The following is an 18,859-nucleotide window of genomic DNA, read 5'->3' as shown; positions in this document are numbered from 1 at the left end:
CGCGCGCTGCATGGACCTGCGTTCGCAGGTTCGTTTCACTCTGACTCGAGTATTGTCTGGATCCGTTTGGGGAATCATTACGCCCTCACGGGGTCCGAACAGTGCTCGCCAACCCGGCATTTGTCGCTGGCCGTTGGTTTCATGATCTGTTTTCGGCGAGGGTTGCTCGTGATTGTTAGTCCCCAAAAAGCATCAAGAATCCCCGGTACCGGGCTGCGCAAGGCCCTGATGGCCAGTGTTGCACTGGTCGGCCTGATGAGCGCGGGCCAGCTGTGGGCATTCAATCTTGACGATGTTGCAGCCAAGGCAAAGGATCTGGCCGGCCAGAAGTACGAAGCACCGAAAAGCAACCTGCCGGCCGTATTCCGCGACATGAAGTTCGCGGACTACCAGAAGATTCATTTCCTGCAGGAAAAGGCCGAGTGGGCCAAGGACAAGACCCCGTTCAAGCTGTCGTTCTATCACCAGGGCATGCACTTCGATACCCCGGTGAAGATCAACGAGGTCACCGCCACCAAGGTCGAGGAAATCAAGTACGACCCGAGCCGTTTCGAGTTCGGTGACGTGCCACACGACCCGGAAACCACCAAGAACCTGGGTTACGCCGGTTTCCGCGTGCTGTACCCGATCAACAAGGCCGACAAGCAGGACGAGATCATGACCCTGCTTGGCGCCAGCTACTTCCGCGTGGTCGGCAAGGGCCATGTGTATGGCCTGTCGGCCCGTGGCCTGGCCATCGACACCGCACTGCCGTCGGGCGAGGAGTTCCCGCGCTTTACCGAGTTCTGGGTCGAGAAGCCCAAGCCGGCCGACAAGCACCTGGTCATCTACGCCCTGCTGGACTCGCCGCGTTCCACCGGCGCCTACAAGCTGACCCTGCGCCCAGGCAACGATACCGTGGTCGACGTGCAGTCCCGCGTGTTCCTGCGTGACCATGTCAGCCGCCTGGGCATTGCCCCGCTGACCAGCATGTACCTGTTCGGCCCCAACCAGCCGTCCAAGGTCCTCAACTACCGTCCGGCCCTGCACGACTCCGAAGGCCTGTCGATCCATGCCGGCAACGGCGAATGGCTGTGGCGCCCGCTGAACAACCCGAAACACCTGGCCGTGAGCAACTTCAGCGTCGAGAACCCGCGTGGTTTCGGCCTGATGCAGCGCCAGCGCGCCTTCAGCGACTACGAAGACCTCGACGACAACTACCAGAAGCGCCCGAGCGCCTGGATCGAGCCGAAGGGGGACTGGGGCAAGGGCACCGTCGACCTGGTCGAAATCCCGACTGCCGACGAGACCAATGACAACATCGTGGCCTTCTGGAGCCCGGAAAAGCTGCCTGAGCCAGGCAAGCCATTCGAGTACGCGTACCGCCTGCACTGGACCATCGACGAGCCGAAGTTCCAGGCTCCCGAGCTGGGCTGGGTCAAGCAGACCCTGCGTTCCACCGGCGACGTCAAGCAATCCAACCTGATCCGCCAGCCAGACGGCAGCGTGGCCTTCCTGGTCGACTTCGCCGGCCCGGCGCTGGCCGCCCTGCCGGAAGACACCGCCGTGCGCAGCCAGATCAGCGTGGGCGACAATGCCGAGGTGGTCGAGAACAACCTGCGCTATAACCCTGAGACCAAGGGCTGGCGCCTGACCCTGCGTTTGAAGGTCAAGGAAGCCAACAAATCGACCGAAATGCGTGCCGCGCTTGTGCGTGACGTGCCGGTCGAAGCCGCCAAGCCTGCCAAGGACGCCAAGCAGGACAAGGCTGCAGCCAAGCAAGCCAAGGCCGAGAAAGCCGCCAAGGCCGAACAACCTGCCGCCGATGCGGCGCCCACCAACGGGACCCCGGCCACCACCGAGAAGGTGCTGACCGAGACCTGGAGCTATCAGTTGCCTGCCGATGAGTAACTCAAGCGCAAGGCCGGAATCGCTTCGCGAGTACCTGGCCCACCTACCACTGAGCGACGAGCAACGGGCGGAACTCGCCAGCTGCACGTCATTCAGTGAGCTGCACCAACGCCTGGCGGCCAACCCGGCCGCCAGCTCTGCCGAGGCCGTGCAGGCCTCGGTGGGCCCGCGCCTGACCGTAGGCAGCGCCGCCGAGCTGGAAGACGCCGAAATGCTTGGTGTCGACGGCAGCGGCCGCCTGTGCCTGAAGATCGCCCCGCCGATCAAGCGCACCAAGGTCGTGCCCGAGCCATGGCGTACCAACGTGCTGATCCGCATGTGGCGGCGCATGACTGGCCGCACCAACGCCCCGCAGCCGCCCAAGCGCGAGCTGCCGCCAGCCCGCTGGCGTACGGTCGGTTCGATCCGCCGTTACATCCTGCTGGCGCTGATGATCGGCCAGACCATCGTTGCCGGCTGGTACATGAAGGGCATCCTGCCGTACCAGGGCTGGTCGTTCGTGGACTTTGACGAAGTCGTCAACCAGCCGCTGTGGGACACCGTGGTGCAGGTTTGGCCGTATGCCTTGCAGACGTCCATCCTGGTTCTCTTCGGCATCCTGTTCTGCTGGGTATCGGCGGGCTTCTGGACTGCGCTGATGGGCTTCCTCGAGCTGCTCACCGGGCGCGACAAGTACAAGATTTCGGGTAGCAGTGCAGGCAACGAGCCGATCGCGCCCGAGGCGCGTACCGCGCTGGTGATGCCGATCTGCAACGAAGACGTGCCGCGCGTGTTCGCCGGCCTGCGCGCAACGTTCGAGTCGGTGGCCGCCAGCGGCAACCTCGATCGCTTCGACTTCTTTGTGCTCAGCGACACCAACGACACCGACATCGCCGTTGCCGAGCAACAGGCCTGGCTGGACGTGTGCCGCGAAACCAAAGGCTTCGGCCGCATCTTCTACCGTCGTCGTCGGCGCCGGGTGAAGCGCAAGAGTGGCAACCTCGACGACTTCTGCCGTCGTTGGGGCGGCGAATACAAGTACATGGTCGTACTCGACGCCGACAGCGTCATGAGCGGCGAGTGCCTGAGCAGCCTGGTGCGCCTGATGGAGGCCAACCCGGACGCCGGCATCATCCAGACCGGGCCGAAGGCCTCGGGCATGGACACCCTGTATGCGCGCCTGCAGCAGTTCGCCACCCGCGTGTACGGCCCGCTGTTCACCGCCGGCCTGCACTTCTGGCAGCTAGGCGAGTCGCACTACTGGGGCCACAACGCGATCATCCGCATGAAGCCGTTCATCGAGCACTGCGCCCTGGCGCCATTGCCGGGCAAGGGTGCGTTCGCCGGTGCAATCCTCTCCCACGACTTCGTCGAAGCCGCGCTGATGCGCCGTGCCGGCTGGGGCGTGTGGATTGCCTACGACCTGCCGGGCAGCTACGAAGAACTGCCGCCGAACCTGCTCGATGAGCTCAAGCGCGACCGCCGCTGGTGCCACGGCAACCTGATGAACTTCCGCCTGTTCCTGGTCAAGGGCATGCACCCGGTGCACCGTGCGGTGTTCCTCACCGGTGTGATGTCGTACCTGTCGGCACCGCTGTGGTTCCTGTTCCTGGTGCTGTCGACCGCGCTGCTGGCCACCAACACGCTGATGGAGCCGCAGTACTTCATCGAACCGTACCAGCTCTACCCGCTGTGGCCGCAGTGGCACCCGGAGAAGGCCGTGGCGCTGTTCTCCACCACCATCGTGCTGCTGTTCCTGCCCAAGCTGCTCAGCGTCATCCTGATCTGGGCCAAGGGCGCGACAGAGTTTGGCGGGCGCATCAAGGTCACCCTGTCGATGCTGATGGAGATGCTGTTCTCCATGCTGCTGGCACCGGTGCGCATGATCTTCCACACCCGCTTCGTGCTGGCCGCGTTCCTGGGCTGGGCCGCGACCTGGAACTCGCCGCAGCGTGACGACGACTCCACGCCTTGGAGCGAAGCAGTGCGCCGCCACGGCCCGCAGACCCTGCTGGGTATTGCCTGGGCGGCGCTGGTGGCCTGGCTGAACCCGAGCTTCCTGTGGTGGCTGGCGCCAATCGTTGGTTCGCTGGTGCTGTCGATCCCGGTTTCGGTGATCTCCAGCCGTACCCGCCTGGGCCTGGCGGCCAAGGACGAGAAGCTGTTCCTCATCCCCGAGGAATACGCCACTCCGCAGGAGCTGCTGGCCACCGACCAGTACACCCACGAAAACCGCTGGCATGCCCTGCATGACGGCTTCGTACGGGCTGTGGTCGACCCGCGGCAGAACGCCTTGGCCTGCGCCATGGCCACTGCCCGTCATGGTCAGGCAGCGCCGATCGAGGCACTGCGCGCCGAGCGCGTGGCCAAGGCGATGGAGGTAGGGCCGAAAGGGCTGGACCTCAATACCCGCCTGGCCCTGCTCAGCGACCCGGTGGCGCTGACCCGCCTGCACGAGCAGGTCTGGGCCGAGCACAATGCGGCGTGGATCGACGTGTGGCGTGCGTCGATCAAGAACGACCCGCATTCGCCGCTGTTGCCGTTGCATCCGGAGAATGAAGGCCAACCGGCACTCGTCGGCGCCTGACAGGGCCTATTCGCGGGCACGCCCGCTCCCACAGGGTACTTCACAGCCTTTGAGGCATGCGCTGTACCTGTGGGAGCGGGCGTGCCCGCGAAGCTTTTCAGGGCTCCCACCGATTTTGGCCAACAAAGTCCCCCCCGGCTCTAGGTCCCCGAGCCGCCATGCGTTAGCATCCCTCTCCGATATGACGCATTGGCCACGACGGCCATGCCAACAATAAGATTCGCTACTTTTCTTGCTAGGGGACTTGGTGATGATCAAGAAATACCTTTCGCGACTGCTGGTCGGTGTCACCGCCCTGGTCGCCGTAACGGCCGCCCAGGCGGGCGCGATCGATGACGCGGTCAAGCGCGGCACCTTGCGCGTGGGCATGGACCCGACCTACATGCCGTTCCAGATGACCAACAAGCGTGGCGAGATCATCGGCTTTGAAGTCGATATCCTCAAAGCCATGGCCAAGTCCATGGGCGTCAAGTTCGAGCCGGTATCCACGGCCTATGACGGCATCATCCCGGCCCTGCTGACCGACAAGTTCGACATGATCGGTAGCGGCATGACCCTGACCCAGGAACGCAACCTGCGCCTGAACTTCAGCGAACCCTTCATCGTGGTCGGCCAGACCCTGCTGATCCGCAAGGAACTGGCGGGCGAGATCAAGTCGTACAAGGACCTGAACAACGAGAAGTACCGCATCACCTCCAAGCTCGGCACCACCGGCGAAATGGTTTCCAAGAAGCTGATCGCCAAGGCCAAGTACCACGGCTACGACAACGAGCAGGAAGCGGTGATGGACGTGGTCAACGGCAAGGCTGACGCCTTCGTCTACGACGCGCCGTACAACGTGGTGGCAGTGGACAAGGCCGGTGCCGGCAAGCTGCTGTTCCTCGAAGAACCCTTCACCTACGAGCCGCTGGCCTTCGGCCTGAAGAAAGGCGACTACGACAGCATCAACTTCATCAACAACTTCCTGCACCAGATCAAGCATGACGGGACCTACGATCGTATTCACGACAAGTGGTTCAAGAACAAGGACTGGCTGAAGGAAATGGAATAAGGCCCAGGCCACAAGCCGGCTTTATGACCCCGACGCGCAGGCAAACCCTGCGCGTTCGCATTTACGGAAGTACCCCACGTGATCAAACACAAGAAAGCCCAGTGGCCCTGGCACGGTTTGACTGCCCTGGTCCTGGTGGGCCTGGCGTTCAGCCTGTACATGGCCACCTCGATGATTTCCTACGAGTGGCGCTGGAACCGCGTACCGCAGTACTTCGCCTACAAGGCCGAGGAAGCACAGCGCGCCGCCGGTTACGGCACCGTGCAGGACATCGTCATCTCTGGCGATAATGCCCGTGTCACGCTGAAGGACGAGAACGGTGCCGAGCAGGTGCTCGATGTGGCCAAGGACAGCCTGCAGCTGGCCCGCGGCGACGATGTTTCCGAAGGCGACCAGATTGGCGTCACCCGTCACTGGGCGGCCGGCCCGCTGGCCTGGGGCCTGTGGACCACGCTTTGGATTTCGGTGGTATCCGGTGCCTTGGGCCTGTTGATCGGCCTGTTCGCCGGCCTCTGCCGCCTGTCTAGCAACCCTACGCTGCGGGACCTGTCGACGGTGTACGTCGAGCTGGTGCGCGGTACACCGCTGCTGGTACAGATCTTCATCTTCTACTTCTTCATCGGTACCGTGCTCAACCTGTCCCGCGAGTTTGCCGGGGTGGCTGCACTGGCGCTGTTCACCGGCGCCTACGTGGCCGAAATCGTTCGTGCCGGCGTGCAGTCCATTGCCAAGGGCCAGAACGAAGCGGCCCGCTCGCTGGGCCTGAACGCAGGCCAGTCGATGCGCCACGTCATCCTGCCGCAGGCCTTCAAGCGCGTGCTGCCGCCTTTGGCCGGCCAGTTCATCAGCCTGGTCAAGGACACCTCGCTGGTGTCGGTGATCGCCATCACCGAACTGACCAAGAGCGGCCGCGAGGCCATTACCACCTCGTTCTCGACCTTCGAGATCTGGTTCTGCGTGGCAGGCCTGTACCTGCTGATCAACCTGCCGCTGTCGCACCTGGCCAGCCGGCTCGAGCGGAGGCTTGCGCAAAGTGATTGAAGTCCGTGACCTGCTGAAAGTCTTCGACACCCGTGGCCACGTGGTACGGGCTGTGGATAACGTCACCACCCAGGTCGCCAAGGGCGAGGTGGTGGTGGTGCTCGGCCCGTCGGGTTCGGGCAAATCGACCTTCCTGCGTTGCCTCAACGGCCTGGAGCATTTCGACGAAGGCCATGTGGCCATCGACGGCCTGCAACTGGCCGACCCGAAGACCGACATCAACGCCTACCGCCGCGAAGTCGGCATGGTGTTCCAGCACTTCAACCTGTTCCCGCACATGACCGTGCTGGAGAACCTGTGCCTGGCACAGAAGGTGGTGCGCAAGCGCAACAAGGCCGACCGCGAAGCCAAGGCCCGGGCGCTGCTGGAGAAGGTAGGCATTGCGCAGAAAGCCAACGAATACCCGTCGCGCCTGTCCGGTGGCCAGCAGCAGCGGGTGGCGATCGCCCGAGCCCTGGCCATGGACCCGAAAGTGATGCTGTTCGACGAGCCAACCTCGGCGCTTGACCCGGAAATGGTCGGCGAGGTGCTGGACGTGATGAAGACCTTGGCCCAGGAAGGCATGACCATGGTCTGCGTTACCCACGAAATGGGCTTTGCCCGTGAAGTGGCGGACCGCGTGCTGTTCTTCGACCATGGCAAGTTGCTGGAAGATTCGGCCCCAGCCGCGTTCTTCGCCTCGCCGAAAGACCCGCGTGCGCAGGCGTTCCTGCGCCAGGTGTTGTGACAGGTAGTGAACGGTAGAGCGTAGCCAACCCCAAAGCTCGCTTCCTGCGGGTTGGCTGTCTCGCTCATTTGTTGTTTGGAATGCAGGAGGCAAAGAAAAGTTGCGCTGCATGTTGCTTAAAGGTTTTTTCTTATTGCCTTTGAAGCTAGATGAGGATATTTCTTTTCTAGATAATCTAGACGGCTGCGGGCTGTCTGGATTGCTAATTCATTCTGTTCAAATTCCGATTTTGCGCGCGAAACTTGAGATGTTGCTTTCTCTAGTTCCGAGCGCTTGGTGCTCAGCGCTTCAAAAGTGGATTCTAGGCTTTTTAGTTTGGCAGCTTGGTTGGCGTAGTCTTCGTACAAATAACTTGCCTTTAATCCATGCTTGCTGCTCTCGTATGTTACTGTGCCATCCATTTTCGCCATGGAATCTATGAGCGCTAACATTTCGGTTTCTGTTTTCTTAAGTGCGATGTCAGTCGTTTTAATGTCCCTCGCTCTTTGCGCGTCTTTTCTTTTTTCGTGGCCGATGTTGTATTCTAAGTTTCGAGTGCTGTCTATGCGGTTTTTCAAATTTTTTGAGGCTTTGACTAGGGACTTTCCAGCTTTCCAATCGTAGTAGCGCGCTATAGGTCCGCGGATATTTCCTGAGGGATCGTTATAATTAATCGGATCGCCCGCAGTGTAAGCGTATGCATTAAGGTTGCCAGTCAGGAAGATGCTGGCACGATCGGAAGAAATAAATCGCCTAAGGCGGGGGCTGTATCCTCGTTCGCCGCGGCCTAACAAGTAAACGCCGAAATCCTCAAGATACTCTCCGTTGTAACCTGGTGCTACAGGTGAAGGCCCAATGGGGTTATATCCATAAGCACAGTATGTCAGCCTGTTGACAGCAGAACTATGGCTCGAAGCCAAGACGGAGTTTGCTTGGTCGATAGCAATCAGGTTGCCCTCGGCAAAGGATGAGCCCCCTAGCTGGCATATCGGGCTGCCGGCCGCGTACATTATTCTTACTGGGTTGCCGGGCACTCCAATAGAGGCGAGCCGATCATGTTCATAAAAGCGTAATTGACGATTACCCATGAGATGACTCCCTATTGAATCATGGCCTCAAGGGTGCGGGCAGCAAGGCAGCCCCAACAACTGGCAAAAATGCTAGGTTGGTGTGCTCAGTTAATTCTTTATACCCAAGCCCTGGTTGAACGGTTGAGGGGCTGCAGAGCAGCCCCGGCAAACTCAAATATTGAACCGCCCCACCATCCCCCGCAACTGCTGCCCCAACTGCTCCAGTTCCCCACTCGAAGTCGCCGTTTGCTCACTGGCCGCACTGGTCTGATCCGACACATCGCGCACATTCAGCACACTGCGGTTGATCTGCTCGGCGACCACGCTCTGCTCTTCGCTGGCCGTGGCAATTTGCTGGTTCATGCCCTGGATGCTGGACACCGTGTCGGTGATCTGGCTCAACGCATGCCCAGCCTTGCGGCTCAGCTCCACACTCTGCTCGGTCAGGTTCTTGCTGTTGTCCAGCAGGCGGGTCACTTCGTCGGTGCCGTTGTGCAGGCTGTCGATCAGTTGGCCGATTTCCTCGGTCGCCGTCGAGGTGCGCTGGGCCAGACCGCGCACTTCATCGGCCACCACGGCAAAACCACGCCCGGCTTCACCCGCCCGTGCCGCTTCGATCGCCGCGTTCAGGGCCAGCAGGTTGGTCTGCTCGGACACTGACTTGATCACATCGAGGATGCTGCCAATGCGCTGGCTCTCGCCCGCCAGGTGCTGCATGGCCGCCAGGCAATGGTCCATCTGCCCGGCCAGCTGTTCGATACGGCCAATAGCTTCGGCCACCACTTGGTCGCCGATCTGTGCCTGCTGGTCGGCGTTGGTCGCCGCCAGCGAGGCCTGTTCGGCGTTCTGCGCCACTTCCTGCACGGTGGCGCTCATCTGGTTCATGGCCGTGGCCACCTGATCGGTTTCCTCGCGTTGCTGGTTGATGCGCAGCTTGGTGTCTTCGCTACTGGCCGCCAGCTGTGTGGCGGCCTGTGACAGGTGGCTGACGCCCTGGTCGATGCCACCGATCAGCTCGCGCAGGCTCAAGGTCATTTCGCGCATGCTGGTTTGCAACTGGCCCATCTCGTCGCGGCGTTGCACCGGTTCGACCTGGCTCAGGTCGCCCTTGGCGATGCGCCCGGCCACGGCCAGGGTCTGACGCAGCGGCTGGGTGATTTGCAAAGTGATCAGCCAGCCCGACAGGACGCCTACGGCCAACGCCAGCAGGGCTACAGTGGTCAGCAGTGAGCGGGCCTCAAGGGCCTCCCTGTCGCGCTGCTCGATCTTGCGTTTGCCAAGTTCCAGGCTTACCGCACGCAGCTCGTTGCCCATGTTCTCCATATTGTTTTGCAGCTGTTCGACACGCACCGCAGCCCGACGATACTCATCCAGGCTGGCGCGGTAGTTGGCCAGCTGCTCCCCAGGCTGCTGGGTGAGCGTAAGCGGCAAGCCAAGTGGAGCAAGGCCTTTGAGCAGTTGCGCAAGGCTGCTGGCGGCGGCATCCAGGGAGCTGTCGCCGACCTTGGCGAAGCTTTCCACAGGGGAGAAGGTGTAGGCCGGAACCAGGCTCTGCTGGTTGGCACCGTCGATATGTCGGCTAAGCGTGTCCATCAGCCCCAGCACACCGCTTTGCTGGCTGTTGGCAGGCATCCTCAGCAAGGCCTGGGTCTGGAGATCGTCGATTACTTCGGTGAGCTTCTGCTCACGGGCCTGCATGGCCTGGCGCAGGGCGATACGCTTGGCGACAGTATTCTCCAACTCGCTGAAATCGCCGCGCAGGCGCTGCAGCAACGCCAGCTTTTCGGTCAGCATCTGCCGGGATTCATCCACGCTGCTACGTTGTTGCAAGGTGCTCAGCATGCTGTTGAGCTGGTCGAGAATGTTGGCTATCCGCGTTCTGCTGGCGTTGTCGTTGAGTACGCGGTAAGTGATGCGCTCTGCGCGCAAGTCTTTGGTCAGGTCGTTGATCAGGCCGATTTCGCTGAGTTGCTGCGAGCGCACAATGGCGTCATCCAGTGCACGCCAGCCACTGACGGTGGTGGCCAGGGTAAGCAGCAGGACTACGGCAAAGCCGAGGGCGAGCTTGGCGGCGACACTGATGTTGCCGAGCTTGCGGTTGAGGTAGCCGAGCATGAGGAATCTCCGTGCGATTGGGGGCGAGGATGCAGGCGTATTGCTGGCATCACACCTTTGCCAATCGGCAGCGGAGCTGTAGGACTTGACCTGATAATCAGGTAGGAAATTTCACTTCAACAGGTAGGAATATTCCATCTGTGCCGGCCTCTTCGCGGGTAAACCCGCTTCTACAGGTACTGCACAGATTTTGAGAACTGTGCGGTACCTGTGGGAGCGGGTCTACCCGCGAAGAGGCCAGTACAGGCGACTTACACATCAGCCTAGAGTCTGAACCGCCCCACCAACCCTTGCAGGTGGGTACCCAACCGCGCCAGCTCCACGCTGGAACTGGCCGTCTCTTCACTGGCCGCCGAGGTCTGGTCAGAAATATCCCGCACGTTCATCACGCTGCGGTTGATCTCTTCTGCCACGGCCGTCTGTTCTTCCGCTGCCGTGGCAATCTGCTGGTTCATGGCCTGGATCGACGATACGGTCCGGGTGATGGTTTCCAGCGAGCTGCCGGCGCGGCGGGTCAGTTCGACGCTGCTGTCGGTCAACTGGCGGCTGCTGTCCATCACGCTGGCCACGCGCTGGGTGCCGCTCTGCAGGCCGGCAATCAGCTCTTCGATCTCTTCGGTCGATTGCTGGGTGCGCTGCGCCAGGCTGCGCACCTCATCGGCCACCACGGCAAAGCCACGCCCGGCCTCGCCGGCCCGGGCCGCCTCGATCGCCGCGTTGAGGGCCAGCAGGTTGGTCTGCTGGGCCACCGACTTGATCACGTCGAGCACGCTGCCGATCTTGTCGCTTTCGGCCTTGAGCTGGTTCATCGCTTCGCTGGAGTTGACCACTTCGCCGGCCAGGCGCTCGATCTGCGCCACTGCCTCGCCCACCACACGGTCGCCTTCGCGGGCTTGCTGATCGGCCATCAACGCAGCTTCCGAGGCCTGCTCGGCATTGCGCGCCACCTCATGCACGGTGGTGGTCATCTGGTTCATGGCGGTTGCCACCTGATCGGTCTCGACCTTCTGGTTGTTGACTCCGGCACTGGTCTGCTCGGTCACCGCCGACAGCTCCTCGGCAGCACTGGCGATCTGCGTCACACCATCACCGATGCCGCTGATCAGTTCGCGCAGGCCCTGGGTCATGCGCTGCATGCTGGCCTGCAACTGGCCCAGTTCATCGCGACGTTGTACCTGCAGGCTCAGGGTCAGGTCGCCACTGGCCACGCGCTCGGCGGCGTGCAAGGTCTGGCGCAGCGGGACGATGATCTGCCGGGTGATGGCCCATGCCGCCAGCAGGCCGAGAGCCAGCGCCAGCACGGTGGCCACGGCGAGCACGGTCTTGGCTTGGGCCGCCCCGGCGTCGCGCACGGCGGTTTGTGAGGTGGTCATCGCCTGGCTGGTCTCCAGCAGTACCGTGCCGTGCTCGACCATGCTCTGCAGGGCCTGCTCACTGGCGACCTGGGCACTGCCGAACTGGGTGACCGCGTCGCGGTAGCCTGCCAGGGCGGTGGTGGCATCGTCCAGGCTGGCAGCATGCTCCGCCGGCACTTTGGCCGGTAGCGCGCGCAGTTCGGCCAAGGCCTGGTCGATAGCTTTCAGCGCCGTTTGCTGATAGTCGGCGTTGCCGCTGTAGGTGTAGCCGCGTACCTGGAAGCGCGCCTGCTGCAAAAGGGCGCTGACTTCCACTGCGTGCTGGTACTGGCTGATATCGCCTCCCTGCAGCAGGCCGCGTTGCACCCGGCCAATCAGCTCCGCGGCCTTATCGGCAGTGTCGCCAAGTACGGCGCGGCTGGCCTCGCGGCGCTGGCCGGCCTGTTTCAGGTCGTTGAATGCCTGCTGGTAGCCGCGCACGGCCTCGCGCTGCTGCTCAAGGCGCTGTCTGTCAACGGGCTGCTCGATCTGCCCGAGCATAAACTGCACTTGGCGTTCGAGGTTGCCCAGTGCCTTTTCCAACTCTGCCACCGAGGCTTCGTCAGGCTGGCGCTGGTAATGCTGGCGGGCGATGCGCAGTTCCTGGGTGTACTGCAGGATGACAGAGATGTTTCCCAGCTTGTCGCCACGGTTGATGATGCTGTCCATGCCGTGCCAGCCGGCCAGGGTGATGGCCAGGGTCAACAGCAGTACCAGGCCGAAGCCTAGCCCCAGTTTGCGATTGACACTCACATTGCCCAATGAGTGGGCGAACCATTGATACATGTACGACTCCCCGGCGGCTTGGCACCACGATTAATTGTTGTGTTGCCAAGACAATCGGCCTGGGGGAGGGAAACTTTATGGCTGAAAGTTGACTTATGTGTCAGAAAATTCGTGATAGCAGTGCTGTCACCGCAGTCTCGACCCGCAAAATGCGGTCTCCCAGCTGCACGGGTGCCAGGCCAGCCTTGCCCAGCAGATCGACTTCGTAAGGGATCCAGCCGCCCTCCGGGCCGATGGCCAGGGTCACGGGCTGTTCCACGGCGCGCGGGCAGGCGGGGTAGGGGCCGGGGTGCCCGACCAGGCCCAGGGTGCCTGCGGCGATGGCCGGCAGGCGGTCTTCGACGAACGGTTTGAAGCGCTTCTCGATGATCACTTCGGGCAGCACGGTGTCGCGGGCTTGTTCCAGGCCCAGGATGAGGTTCTCGCGAACGCTGTCCGGGTGCAGGAACGGTGTTTGCCAGAAGCTTTTCTCGACCTTGTAGCTGTTCAGCAGGATCAATCGCGGCACGCCAAGGGTGGCCACGGTCTGGAAAAGCCGGCGCAGCATTTTTGGCCGAGGTACGGCCAGCACCAGGGTCAGCGGCAGCTTGGCCGGTGGCTGCTGGTCAAAGGCGACTTCCAGTTCGGCTTCGTGCTTTTCCAGGCGCAGCACCGTGGCCTTGCCCATCAGGCCGTTGATACGGCCAACGCGCAGGTTGTCGCCCACCGCCACACGGTGGATATCCTGCATGTGGGTGAAGCGCCGATCTGCGAGGACGACGCGGTCGGCCGAGACGAAGTCGGCCTCTTCAAGGAGCAACAGGTTCACGGTTGGGTCGCTGGTGGCTGGTCGTTGTGGTCGTTGGCGGTTTCGTCGTGGGCGCTGCGCTTGCGGATCAGGCTGCCGCACAGCACGCCGATCTCGAACAGCAGCCACATGGGTACGGCCAGCAGGGTCTGGGAGAAGATGTCCGGAGGGGTAAGGACCATGCCGACCACGAAGCAGCCGATGATCACGTAGGGGCGAATCTTCTTCAGGTACTTCACGTCGACCACGCCGATCCATACCAGCAGCACCACCGCCACCGGGATTTCGAAGGCCACGCCAAAGGCGAAGAACAGCGTCATCACGAAGTCGAGGTAGCTGGCGATGTCGGTCATCATCGACACGCCTTCCGGCGTGGCGCTGGCGAAGAAGCCGAAGATCAGCGGGAACACCAGGAAATAGGCGAAGGCCATGCCGGCGTAGAACAGGAAGATGCTCGACACCAGCAGCGGAATGGCGATGCGCTTTTCATGGCGGTACAGCCCGGGTGCGATGAAGCCCCAGATCTGCTGGAGGATGAACGGAATCGCCAGGAACAGCGAGACGATCATGGTCAGCTTGAACGGCGTGAGGAACGGCGATGCCACGTCGGTGGCGATCATCGTCGCATTGGCCGGCAAGTGCTCGCGCAGCGGTGCGGAGACTAGGGTGTAGATCTGCTGGGCGAAGGAGAACAGCCCGGCAAAGATCAGGAAAATGACGGCAACGCAGCGCAACAGGCGGGTGCGCAGTTCGGTCAGGTGCGAAACCAGCGGCATTGGCTGGTCGTGTTCCGGATTTTCGCTCATGGGGCTCGCGGCGGTTGAGGCGGTTCAGAAGGCGTGGCCGGGGCGGCAGCGGTCTCGACCGGCCTGGCTTCGAGCCCGGCGGGGGGCTGAACGGTGGCGGTGGTGACAGGCGGCTGCGCCGGCGGCGTCATCGGGTTGAGGATGCGCTTGGCTTCCTCCTCCATCTGCAGGATGTGCTCGTTGTGCAGCTGGCGGCGGATTTCGTCGGCGCCGATTTCGCGCTCCACTTCCATCTTGATGCTGTTGAAACTGCGCTTGAGCCGGCCGATCCACAGGCCTGCGGTGCGCGCGGCACCGGGCAGGCGCTCGGGGCCGAGCACCAGCAGGGCGACCAGACCGACGAGCAGCAGCTCGCTGAAACTGATGCCGAACATGGGTCAGTCTTTCCGCTGTGGCTCTTGGACCGGCTGGGCCTGGCCTTCGATGGTGTGGCCCTGGTTCTGCTGGGCAGTGTTCTGCACCGGTGGAACGGGTTGGGCAGGCGGCGGGGTCTGCTCGGCCGGCTTGTTCTCTTCGTCGCTCATGGCTTTGCGGAAGCCCTTGATCGACTCACCCAGGTCACTGCCGAAGTTCTTCAGCTTCTTGGTACCGAACACCAGGACCACGACCACCAGCAGGACGATCCAGTGTTTCCAGTCAAAGATACCCATTTCGTACTCCTGAAATTTACAGGTAAAGCGAATTGTTCTGGCAACGCGGCCCCTGTGGGAGCGGGTTCACCCGCGAACACCGGCTTAGCCGGTGCCATACACCGCGTCGCATTCTTCGCGGGTGAACCCGCTCCCACAAAAAAGAGAGGGGGCCCCGCGCACTTGAATTACATCAGGCAGACGGCTGTCGAGCCGCCTTCTCATCATGCCCGGAAAGCCCGAAGCGACGCTCCAGCTCATCGAGCACGGCTTGCGGATGCTGGCCCAGCGCGCTGAGCATTACCAGGCTATGAAACCACAGGTCGGCGGTTTCGTAGATGACATCGCTGTAATCCTTGCTGACCGCGGCATCCTTGGCGGCAATGATCGTCTCGACCGACTCTTCGCCGAGCTTTTCGAGGATCTTGTTCAGGCCCTTGTGGTACAGGCTGGCCACGTAGGAGCTGTCGGGGGCCGCTTGCTTGCGTTCTTCAAGCACTTCGGCCAGGCGGTTCAGGGTGTCGCTCATGTCAGTGTCCTGCGCTGTAGATGGCATCCGGGTCTTTCAGGACCGGGTCGACGGTTTTCCACTGGCCGTCTTCGAAGACGCGGTAGAAGCAGCTTTCACGGCCGGTATGGCAGGCGATATGGCCCAGTTGCTCGACCATCAGGATGATCACGTCGGCATCGCAGTCCAAGCGCATTTCATGCAGCTTCTGCACATGCCCGGATTCCTCGCCCTTGCGCCACAGCTTGCCACGCGAACGCGACCAGTAGATGGCGCGTTGCTCGGCGGCGGTCAGGGCCAGCGATTCGCGGTTCATCCAGGCCATCATCAGCACGCGTCCGGTCTTGTGGTCCTGGGCGATCGCCGGTACCAGGCCCTCGCTGTTCCACTTGATCTCGTCCAGCCAGTCTTTCATCGTCGACTCCAAAGCGGGCCCGCTCCTGTGCCGGGCCCTTTGCGCTAGTGTGCCAGCCATGGGCGCGGCTGGCTATTGGCGCACGATCAGGTAAAGGCCGGCGGCCAGCATCAGCCAGGCCGGCCAGGCGGCAGGGGCGGCCAGGCTGGCGGCTGCGGCGGCGCCAGCGGCCAGTACCGCGCCACCTCCGAGCAGGCCGGCGCCGAGCAGGCGCAGCGCCCAGCGGTCACCCTGGCGGCGCCGCTCCGGCAGTTGCGGATCGTGCAGGTGCGGTTGCGACAGGCGCTCGAGCAGGTCGCGGGCCATGTCGGCCAGGTGAGGCAGTTGCTCGACCTGGCTGTGGATGTTGCCGAGCACGGCCTTGGGGCTCATGCGGTCGCGCATCCAGCGCTCGAGGAATGGTTTGGCGGTGCTCCACAGGTCCAGGTCTGGGTACAACTGGCGGCCCAGGCCTTCGATGTTGAGCAGGGTCTTCTGCAGCAACACCAGCTGCGGCTGCACTTCCATGTTGAAGCGCCGGGCGGTCTGGAACAGGCGCATCAGCACCTGGCCGAAGGAAATATCCTTTAACGGTTTTTCGAAGATCGGCTCGCACACGGTGCGGATCGCCGCTTCGAACTCGTTGACCTTGGTGTGCGCCGGCACCCAGCCCGAGTCGATGTGCAACTGGGCGACGCGGCGGTAGTCACGCTTGAAGAAAGCGATCAGGTTGCGCGCCAGGTAGTCCTGGTCCTCGGCGGTCAGGCTGCCGACGATGCCGCAGTCGATGGCGATGTACTGCGGGCTCCATGGTTTGACCGTGCTGACGAAAATGTTGCCCGGGTGCATGTCGGCATGGAAGAAGCTGTCGCGGAACACCTGGGTGAAGAACACCTCCACGCCTCGTTCGGCCAGCAGCTTCATGTCGGTGCGCTGATCGGCCAAGGTGGCCATGTCGGTCACCGGCACGCCGTAGATGCGCTCCATCACCAGCACCTTGGGGCGGCACAGGTCCCAGTACACCTGGGGCACGTACATCAGCTCGGAGCCTTCGAAATTGCGCCGCAACTGGCTGGCGTTGGCCGCTTCGCGCAGCAGGTCGAGCTCGTCGTAGATGGTTTTTTCGTAGTCGCCGACGATTTCCACCGGGTGCAGGCGGCGGGCGTCGGCCGAAGCGCGCTCGGCGGCCTTGGCGATCAGGAACAGCCAGGCCAGGTCCTGGGCGATCACCGGCTTCAGGCCCGGGCGAACCACCTTGACCACTACTTCTTCGCCACTTTTCAGGCGCGCAGCATGCACCTGGGCCACCGAGGCCGAGGCCAGTGGTTCGACGTCGAAGCGGCTGAACAGTTGCGTTACCGGGGCGCCCAGCTGTGCCTCGATCAGTGCCACGGCCTGCTTGGGGTCGAACGGCGGCACGCGGTCCTGCAGCAGCATCAGTTCATCGGCTATGTCGTTGGGCAGCAGATCACGGCGGGTGGACAACAACTGGCCGAACTTGATGAAGATCGGCCCCAGGTCCTGCAGGGCCAGGCGCAGGCGCGCGCCTCGGTTGAGCTCGGACGGCTTGCGCGGCAGCCAGCGCCACGGCATCAGCAGGCGCAGGCTCATCAGCCACCAGGGCAGCGGCAGGTCGAACAGCAGGTCATCGAGACGGTAGCGGATCACCACACGCTGGATGCGAAAAAGACGGCGGACGGCGAGCAGCTTCATGCGTTATCGCTGGTATCAAGGGATCGGGAGAGGCGCTTGAGGCGCGCCTCGAGGCGTTCTGTATCGAGCTTCAGGGTATCGAGCTCACTGAAGGCGGCTTCGGCTTCGCGCTTGCCGACCAGGGTACGGGACTCTTCGGCCAGGTACTCGGAAAGGTTCTGGCTGAAGCGCGCCAGGCCCTGGCGGGTCCAGCGTGCACGCAGGCGGATGTGGCCGGCCAGCAGCGCCGTGGCGACCGGGCCAAGCCAGCGTTGCAGTTCGTGTTCCCAGTCCAGATCCAGGTCCTGCAGCACACCGAACAGGTCCAGCAACACGGCGCTGTCGCCATGCAGTTCGACTTGCGGGCTGTGCAGCACGGCGGTCTTGTCCCTGGCCAGGGCCAGTTGCGCCAGGCTGCCGGCCGGGGCGCGCAGGCTGCAGTCGACCTCGCCTTGCCAGTGGGCGGCGAGCATCAGGCCCTCTTCATCGGGCAGGATGAACACCTGCAAGGCTGGCTGGCGGCAGTCGATCTCGATGACCTTGCCCTCCAGCGCGGCCAGCCGCGGCAGGGCCGTGCTGTCCATGCGCAGGACGCGGTTCAGGCCATGTTCGGCGCTGGCGAGCAGCCCGGCCAGCAGCATCAGGGCTTGATCCCCCGATGCACGGCAACGATGCCGCTGGTCATGTTGTGGTAAGTGACCCGGTCGAAACCGGCCTCGACCATCATGGCCTTCAGGGTTTCCTGATCGGGGTGCATGCGGATCGACTCGGCGAGGTAACGGTAGCTCTCCGAGTCGTTGGTGATCAGCTTGCCGGCCAGCGGCATGAAGGCGAACGAGTAGGCGTCGTAGGCCTTGGACATCAGCTTGTTGGTCGGCTTGGAGAACTCCAGCACCAGCAGGCGACCGCCTGGCTTGAGCACGCGCAGCATCGAGCGGATGGCTTCGTCCTTGTGGGTGACGTTGCGCAGGCCGAAGGCGATGGTCACGCAGTCGAAGTGGTTGTCCGGGAATGGCAGCTTCTCGGCGTCGGCCTGAACGAACTCGATGTTGCCGGCCACGCCACGGTCGAGCAGGCGGTCACGGCCGACCTTGAGCATCGATTCGTTGATGTCGGCCAGCACTACCTGACCGGTCGGGCCGACCAGCCGCGAGAACTTGGCGGCCAGGTCGCCGGTACCGCCGGCGATGTCCAGTACACGATTGCCGGCGCGTACGCCCGACAGCTCGATGGTGAAGCGCTTCCACAGGCGGTGCATACCGCCGGAAAGCACGTCGTTCATCAGGTCGTACTTGGCCGCTACCGAGTGGAACACCTCGGCGACTTTCTTCGCCTTCTGGCTTTCAGGGACGTCCTGGTAACCGAAATGGGTGGTGGGTTCGGCGTGGTCGCCTTTGCGCTGGTCGTTCATATCGCTTCACCGG

The 18,859-nt window shown here is 62.7% G+C and carries 17 protein-coding genes; 5 read left to right on the top strand and 12 right to left on the bottom strand.

Features of this window, described 5'->3' with window-relative positions; translation table 11 throughout:
* Nucleotides 1–168: 168 nt before the first annotated feature.
* The 5 genes from KDB76_RS26570 to KDB76_RS26550 all read left to right on the top strand — a co-directional run bounded on the left by KDB76_RS26570 (nucleotide 169) and on the right by KDB76_RS26550 (nucleotide 7,275).
* On the top strand, nucleotides 169–1,890 hold the full coding sequence (locus KDB76_RS26570; protein WP_015272100.1) for a glucan biosynthesis protein G: 1,722 nt from the start codon (nucleotides 169–171) through the stop codon (nucleotides 1,888–1,890).
* Nucleotides 1,883–4,456 (top strand): glucans biosynthesis glucosyltransferase MdoH, encoded by a 2,574-nt coding sequence (gene mdoH / locus KDB76_RS26565; RefSeq protein ID WP_013974553.1) that lies wholly within the window; start codon nucleotides 1,883–1,885, stop codon nucleotides 4,454–4,456. Before KDB76_RS26570 ends, mdoH begins: the two co-directional genes overlap by 8 nt.
* Before the next feature lie 253 nt (nucleotides 4,457–4,709).
* Nucleotides 4,710–5,507: a transporter substrate-binding domain-containing protein gene (locus KDB76_RS26560; protein ID WP_024087841.1), complete on the top strand. Its 798-nt coding sequence runs from the start codon at nucleotides 4,710–4,712 to the stop codon at nucleotides 5,505–5,507.
* Nucleotides 5,508–5,585: 78 nt separating this feature from the next.
* Nucleotides 5,586–6,548 (top strand): amino acid ABC transporter permease, encoded by a 963-nt coding sequence (locus KDB76_RS26555; protein ID WP_013974551.1) that lies wholly within the window; start codon nucleotides 5,586–5,588, stop codon nucleotides 6,546–6,548.
* Complete coding sequence (locus tag KDB76_RS26550) at nucleotides 6,541–7,275, top strand: amino acid ABC transporter ATP-binding protein (protein WP_013974550.1); 735 nt, start codon at nucleotides 6,541–6,543, stop codon at nucleotides 7,273–7,275. Before KDB76_RS26555 ends, KDB76_RS26550 begins: the two co-directional genes overlap by 8 nt.
* Before the next feature lie 116 nt (nucleotides 7,276–7,391).
* Here KDB76_RS26550 and KDB76_RS26545 read toward each other — a convergent pair whose 3' ends face one another.
* The 12 genes from KDB76_RS26545 to ubiE all read right to left on the bottom strand — a co-directional run bounded on the left by KDB76_RS26545 (nucleotide 7,392) and on the right by ubiE (nucleotide 18,846).
* On the bottom strand, nucleotides 7,392–8,342 hold the full coding sequence (locus tag KDB76_RS26545; protein ID WP_080563828.1) for an RHS repeat-associated core domain-containing protein: 951 nt from the start codon (nucleotides 8,340–8,342) through the stop codon (nucleotides 7,392–7,394).
* A 153-nt stretch (nucleotides 8,343–8,495) separates the two neighbouring features.
* The gene (locus KDB76_RS26540) at nucleotides 8,496–10,439 is read right to left on the bottom strand and encodes a methyl-accepting chemotaxis protein (RefSeq protein ID WP_023661321.1); all 1,944 of its coding nucleotides are present in this window, start codon (nucleotides 10,437–10,439) and stop codon (nucleotides 8,496–8,498) included.
* A gap of 263 nt (nucleotides 10,440–10,702) precedes the next feature.
* Nucleotides 10,703–12,619: a methyl-accepting chemotaxis protein gene (locus KDB76_RS26535; RefSeq protein ID WP_013974548.1), complete on the bottom strand. Its 1,917-nt coding sequence runs from the start codon at nucleotides 12,617–12,619 to the stop codon at nucleotides 10,703–10,705.
* Between the two features lie 100 nt (nucleotides 12,620–12,719).
* Complete coding sequence (locus tag KDB76_RS26530; protein ID WP_013974547.1) at nucleotides 12,720–13,427, bottom strand: 16S rRNA (uracil(1498)-N(3))-methyltransferase; 708 nt, start codon at nucleotides 13,425–13,427, stop codon at nucleotides 12,720–12,722.
* Nucleotides 13,424–14,212, bottom strand: coding sequence for a twin-arginine translocase subunit TatC (tatC, locus tag KDB76_RS26525; RefSeq protein ID WP_013974546.1), 789 nt, complete (start codon nucleotides 14,210–14,212; stop codon nucleotides 13,424–13,426). The genes KDB76_RS26530 and tatC overlap by 4 nt, the downstream gene beginning before the upstream one ends.
* The gene (gene tatB, locus KDB76_RS26520; protein ID WP_003259854.1) at nucleotides 14,209–14,586 is read right to left on the bottom strand and encodes a Sec-independent protein translocase protein TatB; all 378 of its coding nucleotides are present in this window, start codon (nucleotides 14,584–14,586) and stop codon (nucleotides 14,209–14,211) included. The genes tatC and tatB overlap by 4 nt, the downstream gene beginning before the upstream one ends.
* Before the next feature lie 3 nt (nucleotides 14,587–14,589).
* On the bottom strand, nucleotides 14,590–14,862 hold the full coding sequence (locus KDB76_RS26515) for a twin-arginine translocase TatA/TatE family subunit (RefSeq protein WP_003259853.1): 273 nt from the start codon (nucleotides 14,860–14,862) through the stop codon (nucleotides 14,590–14,592).
* Between the two features lie 172 nt (nucleotides 14,863–15,034).
* Entirely contained in the window at nucleotides 15,035–15,370 is a 336-nt protein-coding gene (locus KDB76_RS26510) for a phosphoribosyl-ATP diphosphatase (protein WP_013974545.1), read from the bottom strand.
* 1 nt (nucleotide 15,371) lies between these two features.
* Nucleotides 15,372–15,764 (bottom strand): phosphoribosyl-AMP cyclohydrolase, encoded by a 393-nt coding sequence (gene hisI / locus KDB76_RS26505; RefSeq protein WP_013974544.1) that lies wholly within the window; start codon nucleotides 15,762–15,764, stop codon nucleotides 15,372–15,374.
* 72 nt (nucleotides 15,765–15,836) lie between these two features.
* Nucleotides 15,837–17,456: a ubiquinone biosynthesis regulatory protein kinase UbiB gene (ubiB, locus tag KDB76_RS26500; RefSeq protein ID WP_013974543.1), complete on the bottom strand. Its 1,620-nt coding sequence runs from the start codon at nucleotides 17,454–17,456 to the stop codon at nucleotides 15,837–15,839.
* Nucleotides 17,453–18,076 (bottom strand): SCP2 sterol-binding domain-containing protein, encoded by a 624-nt coding sequence (locus KDB76_RS26495; protein ID WP_013974542.1) that lies wholly within the window; start codon nucleotides 18,074–18,076, stop codon nucleotides 17,453–17,455. Before KDB76_RS26495 ends, ubiB begins: the two co-directional genes overlap by 4 nt.
* Nucleotides 18,076–18,846, bottom strand: a complete 771-nt coding sequence (ubiE, locus tag KDB76_RS26490; RefSeq protein ID WP_013974541.1) for a bifunctional demethylmenaquinone methyltransferase/2-methoxy-6-polyprenyl-1,4-benzoquinol methylase UbiE — start codon at nucleotides 18,844–18,846, stop codon at nucleotides 18,076–18,078. The genes KDB76_RS26495 and ubiE overlap by 1 nt, the downstream gene beginning before the upstream one ends.
* Nucleotides 18,847–18,859 lie beyond the last annotated feature (13 nt).

The organism is Pseudomonas sp. JS425 (genome assembly GCF_018223845.1).
Lineage (GTDB): Bacteria > Pseudomonadota > Gammaproteobacteria > Pseudomonadales > Pseudomonadaceae > Aquipseudomonas > Aquipseudomonas asiatica.
This window is presented reverse-complemented; position numbering and strand designations above follow the sequence as displayed.

Excerpts from the sequence above, each read along its gene's own strand:
- KDB76_RS26515 (WP_003259853.1), bottom strand. The coding sequence starts at position 14,862 with ATGGGTATCTTTGACTGGAAACACTGGATCGTCCTGCTGGTGGTCGTG.
- hisI (WP_013974544.1), bottom strand. The coding sequence starts at position 15,764 with ATGAAAGACTGGCTGGACGAGATCAAGTGGAACAGCGAGGGCCTGGTA.
- ubiB (WP_013974543.1), bottom strand. The coding sequence starts at position 17,456 with ATGAAGCTGCTCGCCGTCCGCCGTCTTTTTCGCATCCAGCGTGTGGTG.
- tatC (WP_013974546.1), bottom strand. The coding sequence starts at position 14,212 with ATGAGCGAAAATCCGGAACACGACCAGCCAATGCCGCTGGTTTCGCAC.
- ubiE (WP_013974541.1), bottom strand. The coding sequence starts at position 18,846 with ATGAACGACCAGCGCAAAGGCGACCACGCCGAACCCACCACCCATTTC.
- KDB76_RS26540 (WP_023661321.1), bottom strand. The coding sequence starts at position 10,439 with ATGCTCGGCTACCTCAACCGCAAGCTCGGCAACATCAGTGTCGCCGCC.
- KDB76_RS26535 (WP_013974548.1), bottom strand. The coding sequence starts at position 12,619 with ATGTATCAATGGTTCGCCCACTCATTGGGCAATGTGAGTGTCAATCGC.
- KDB76_RS26545 (WP_080563828.1), bottom strand. The coding sequence starts at position 8,342 with ATGGGTAATCGTCAATTACGCTTTTATGAACATGATCGGCTCGCCTCT.
- KDB76_RS26510 (WP_013974545.1), bottom strand. The coding sequence starts at position 15,370 with ATGAGCGACACCCTGAACCGCCTGGCCGAAGTGCTTGAAGAACGCAAG.
- KDB76_RS26495 (WP_013974542.1), bottom strand. The coding sequence starts at position 18,076 with ATGCTGCTGGCCGGGCTGCTCGCCAGCGCCGAACATGGCCTGAACCGC.
- mdoH (WP_013974553.1), top strand. The coding sequence starts at position 1,883 with ATGAGTAACTCAAGCGCAAGGCCGGAATCGCTTCGCGAGTACCTGGCC.
- tatB (WP_003259854.1), bottom strand. The coding sequence starts at position 14,586 with ATGTTCGGCATCAGTTTCAGCGAGCTGCTGCTCGTCGGTCTGGTCGCC.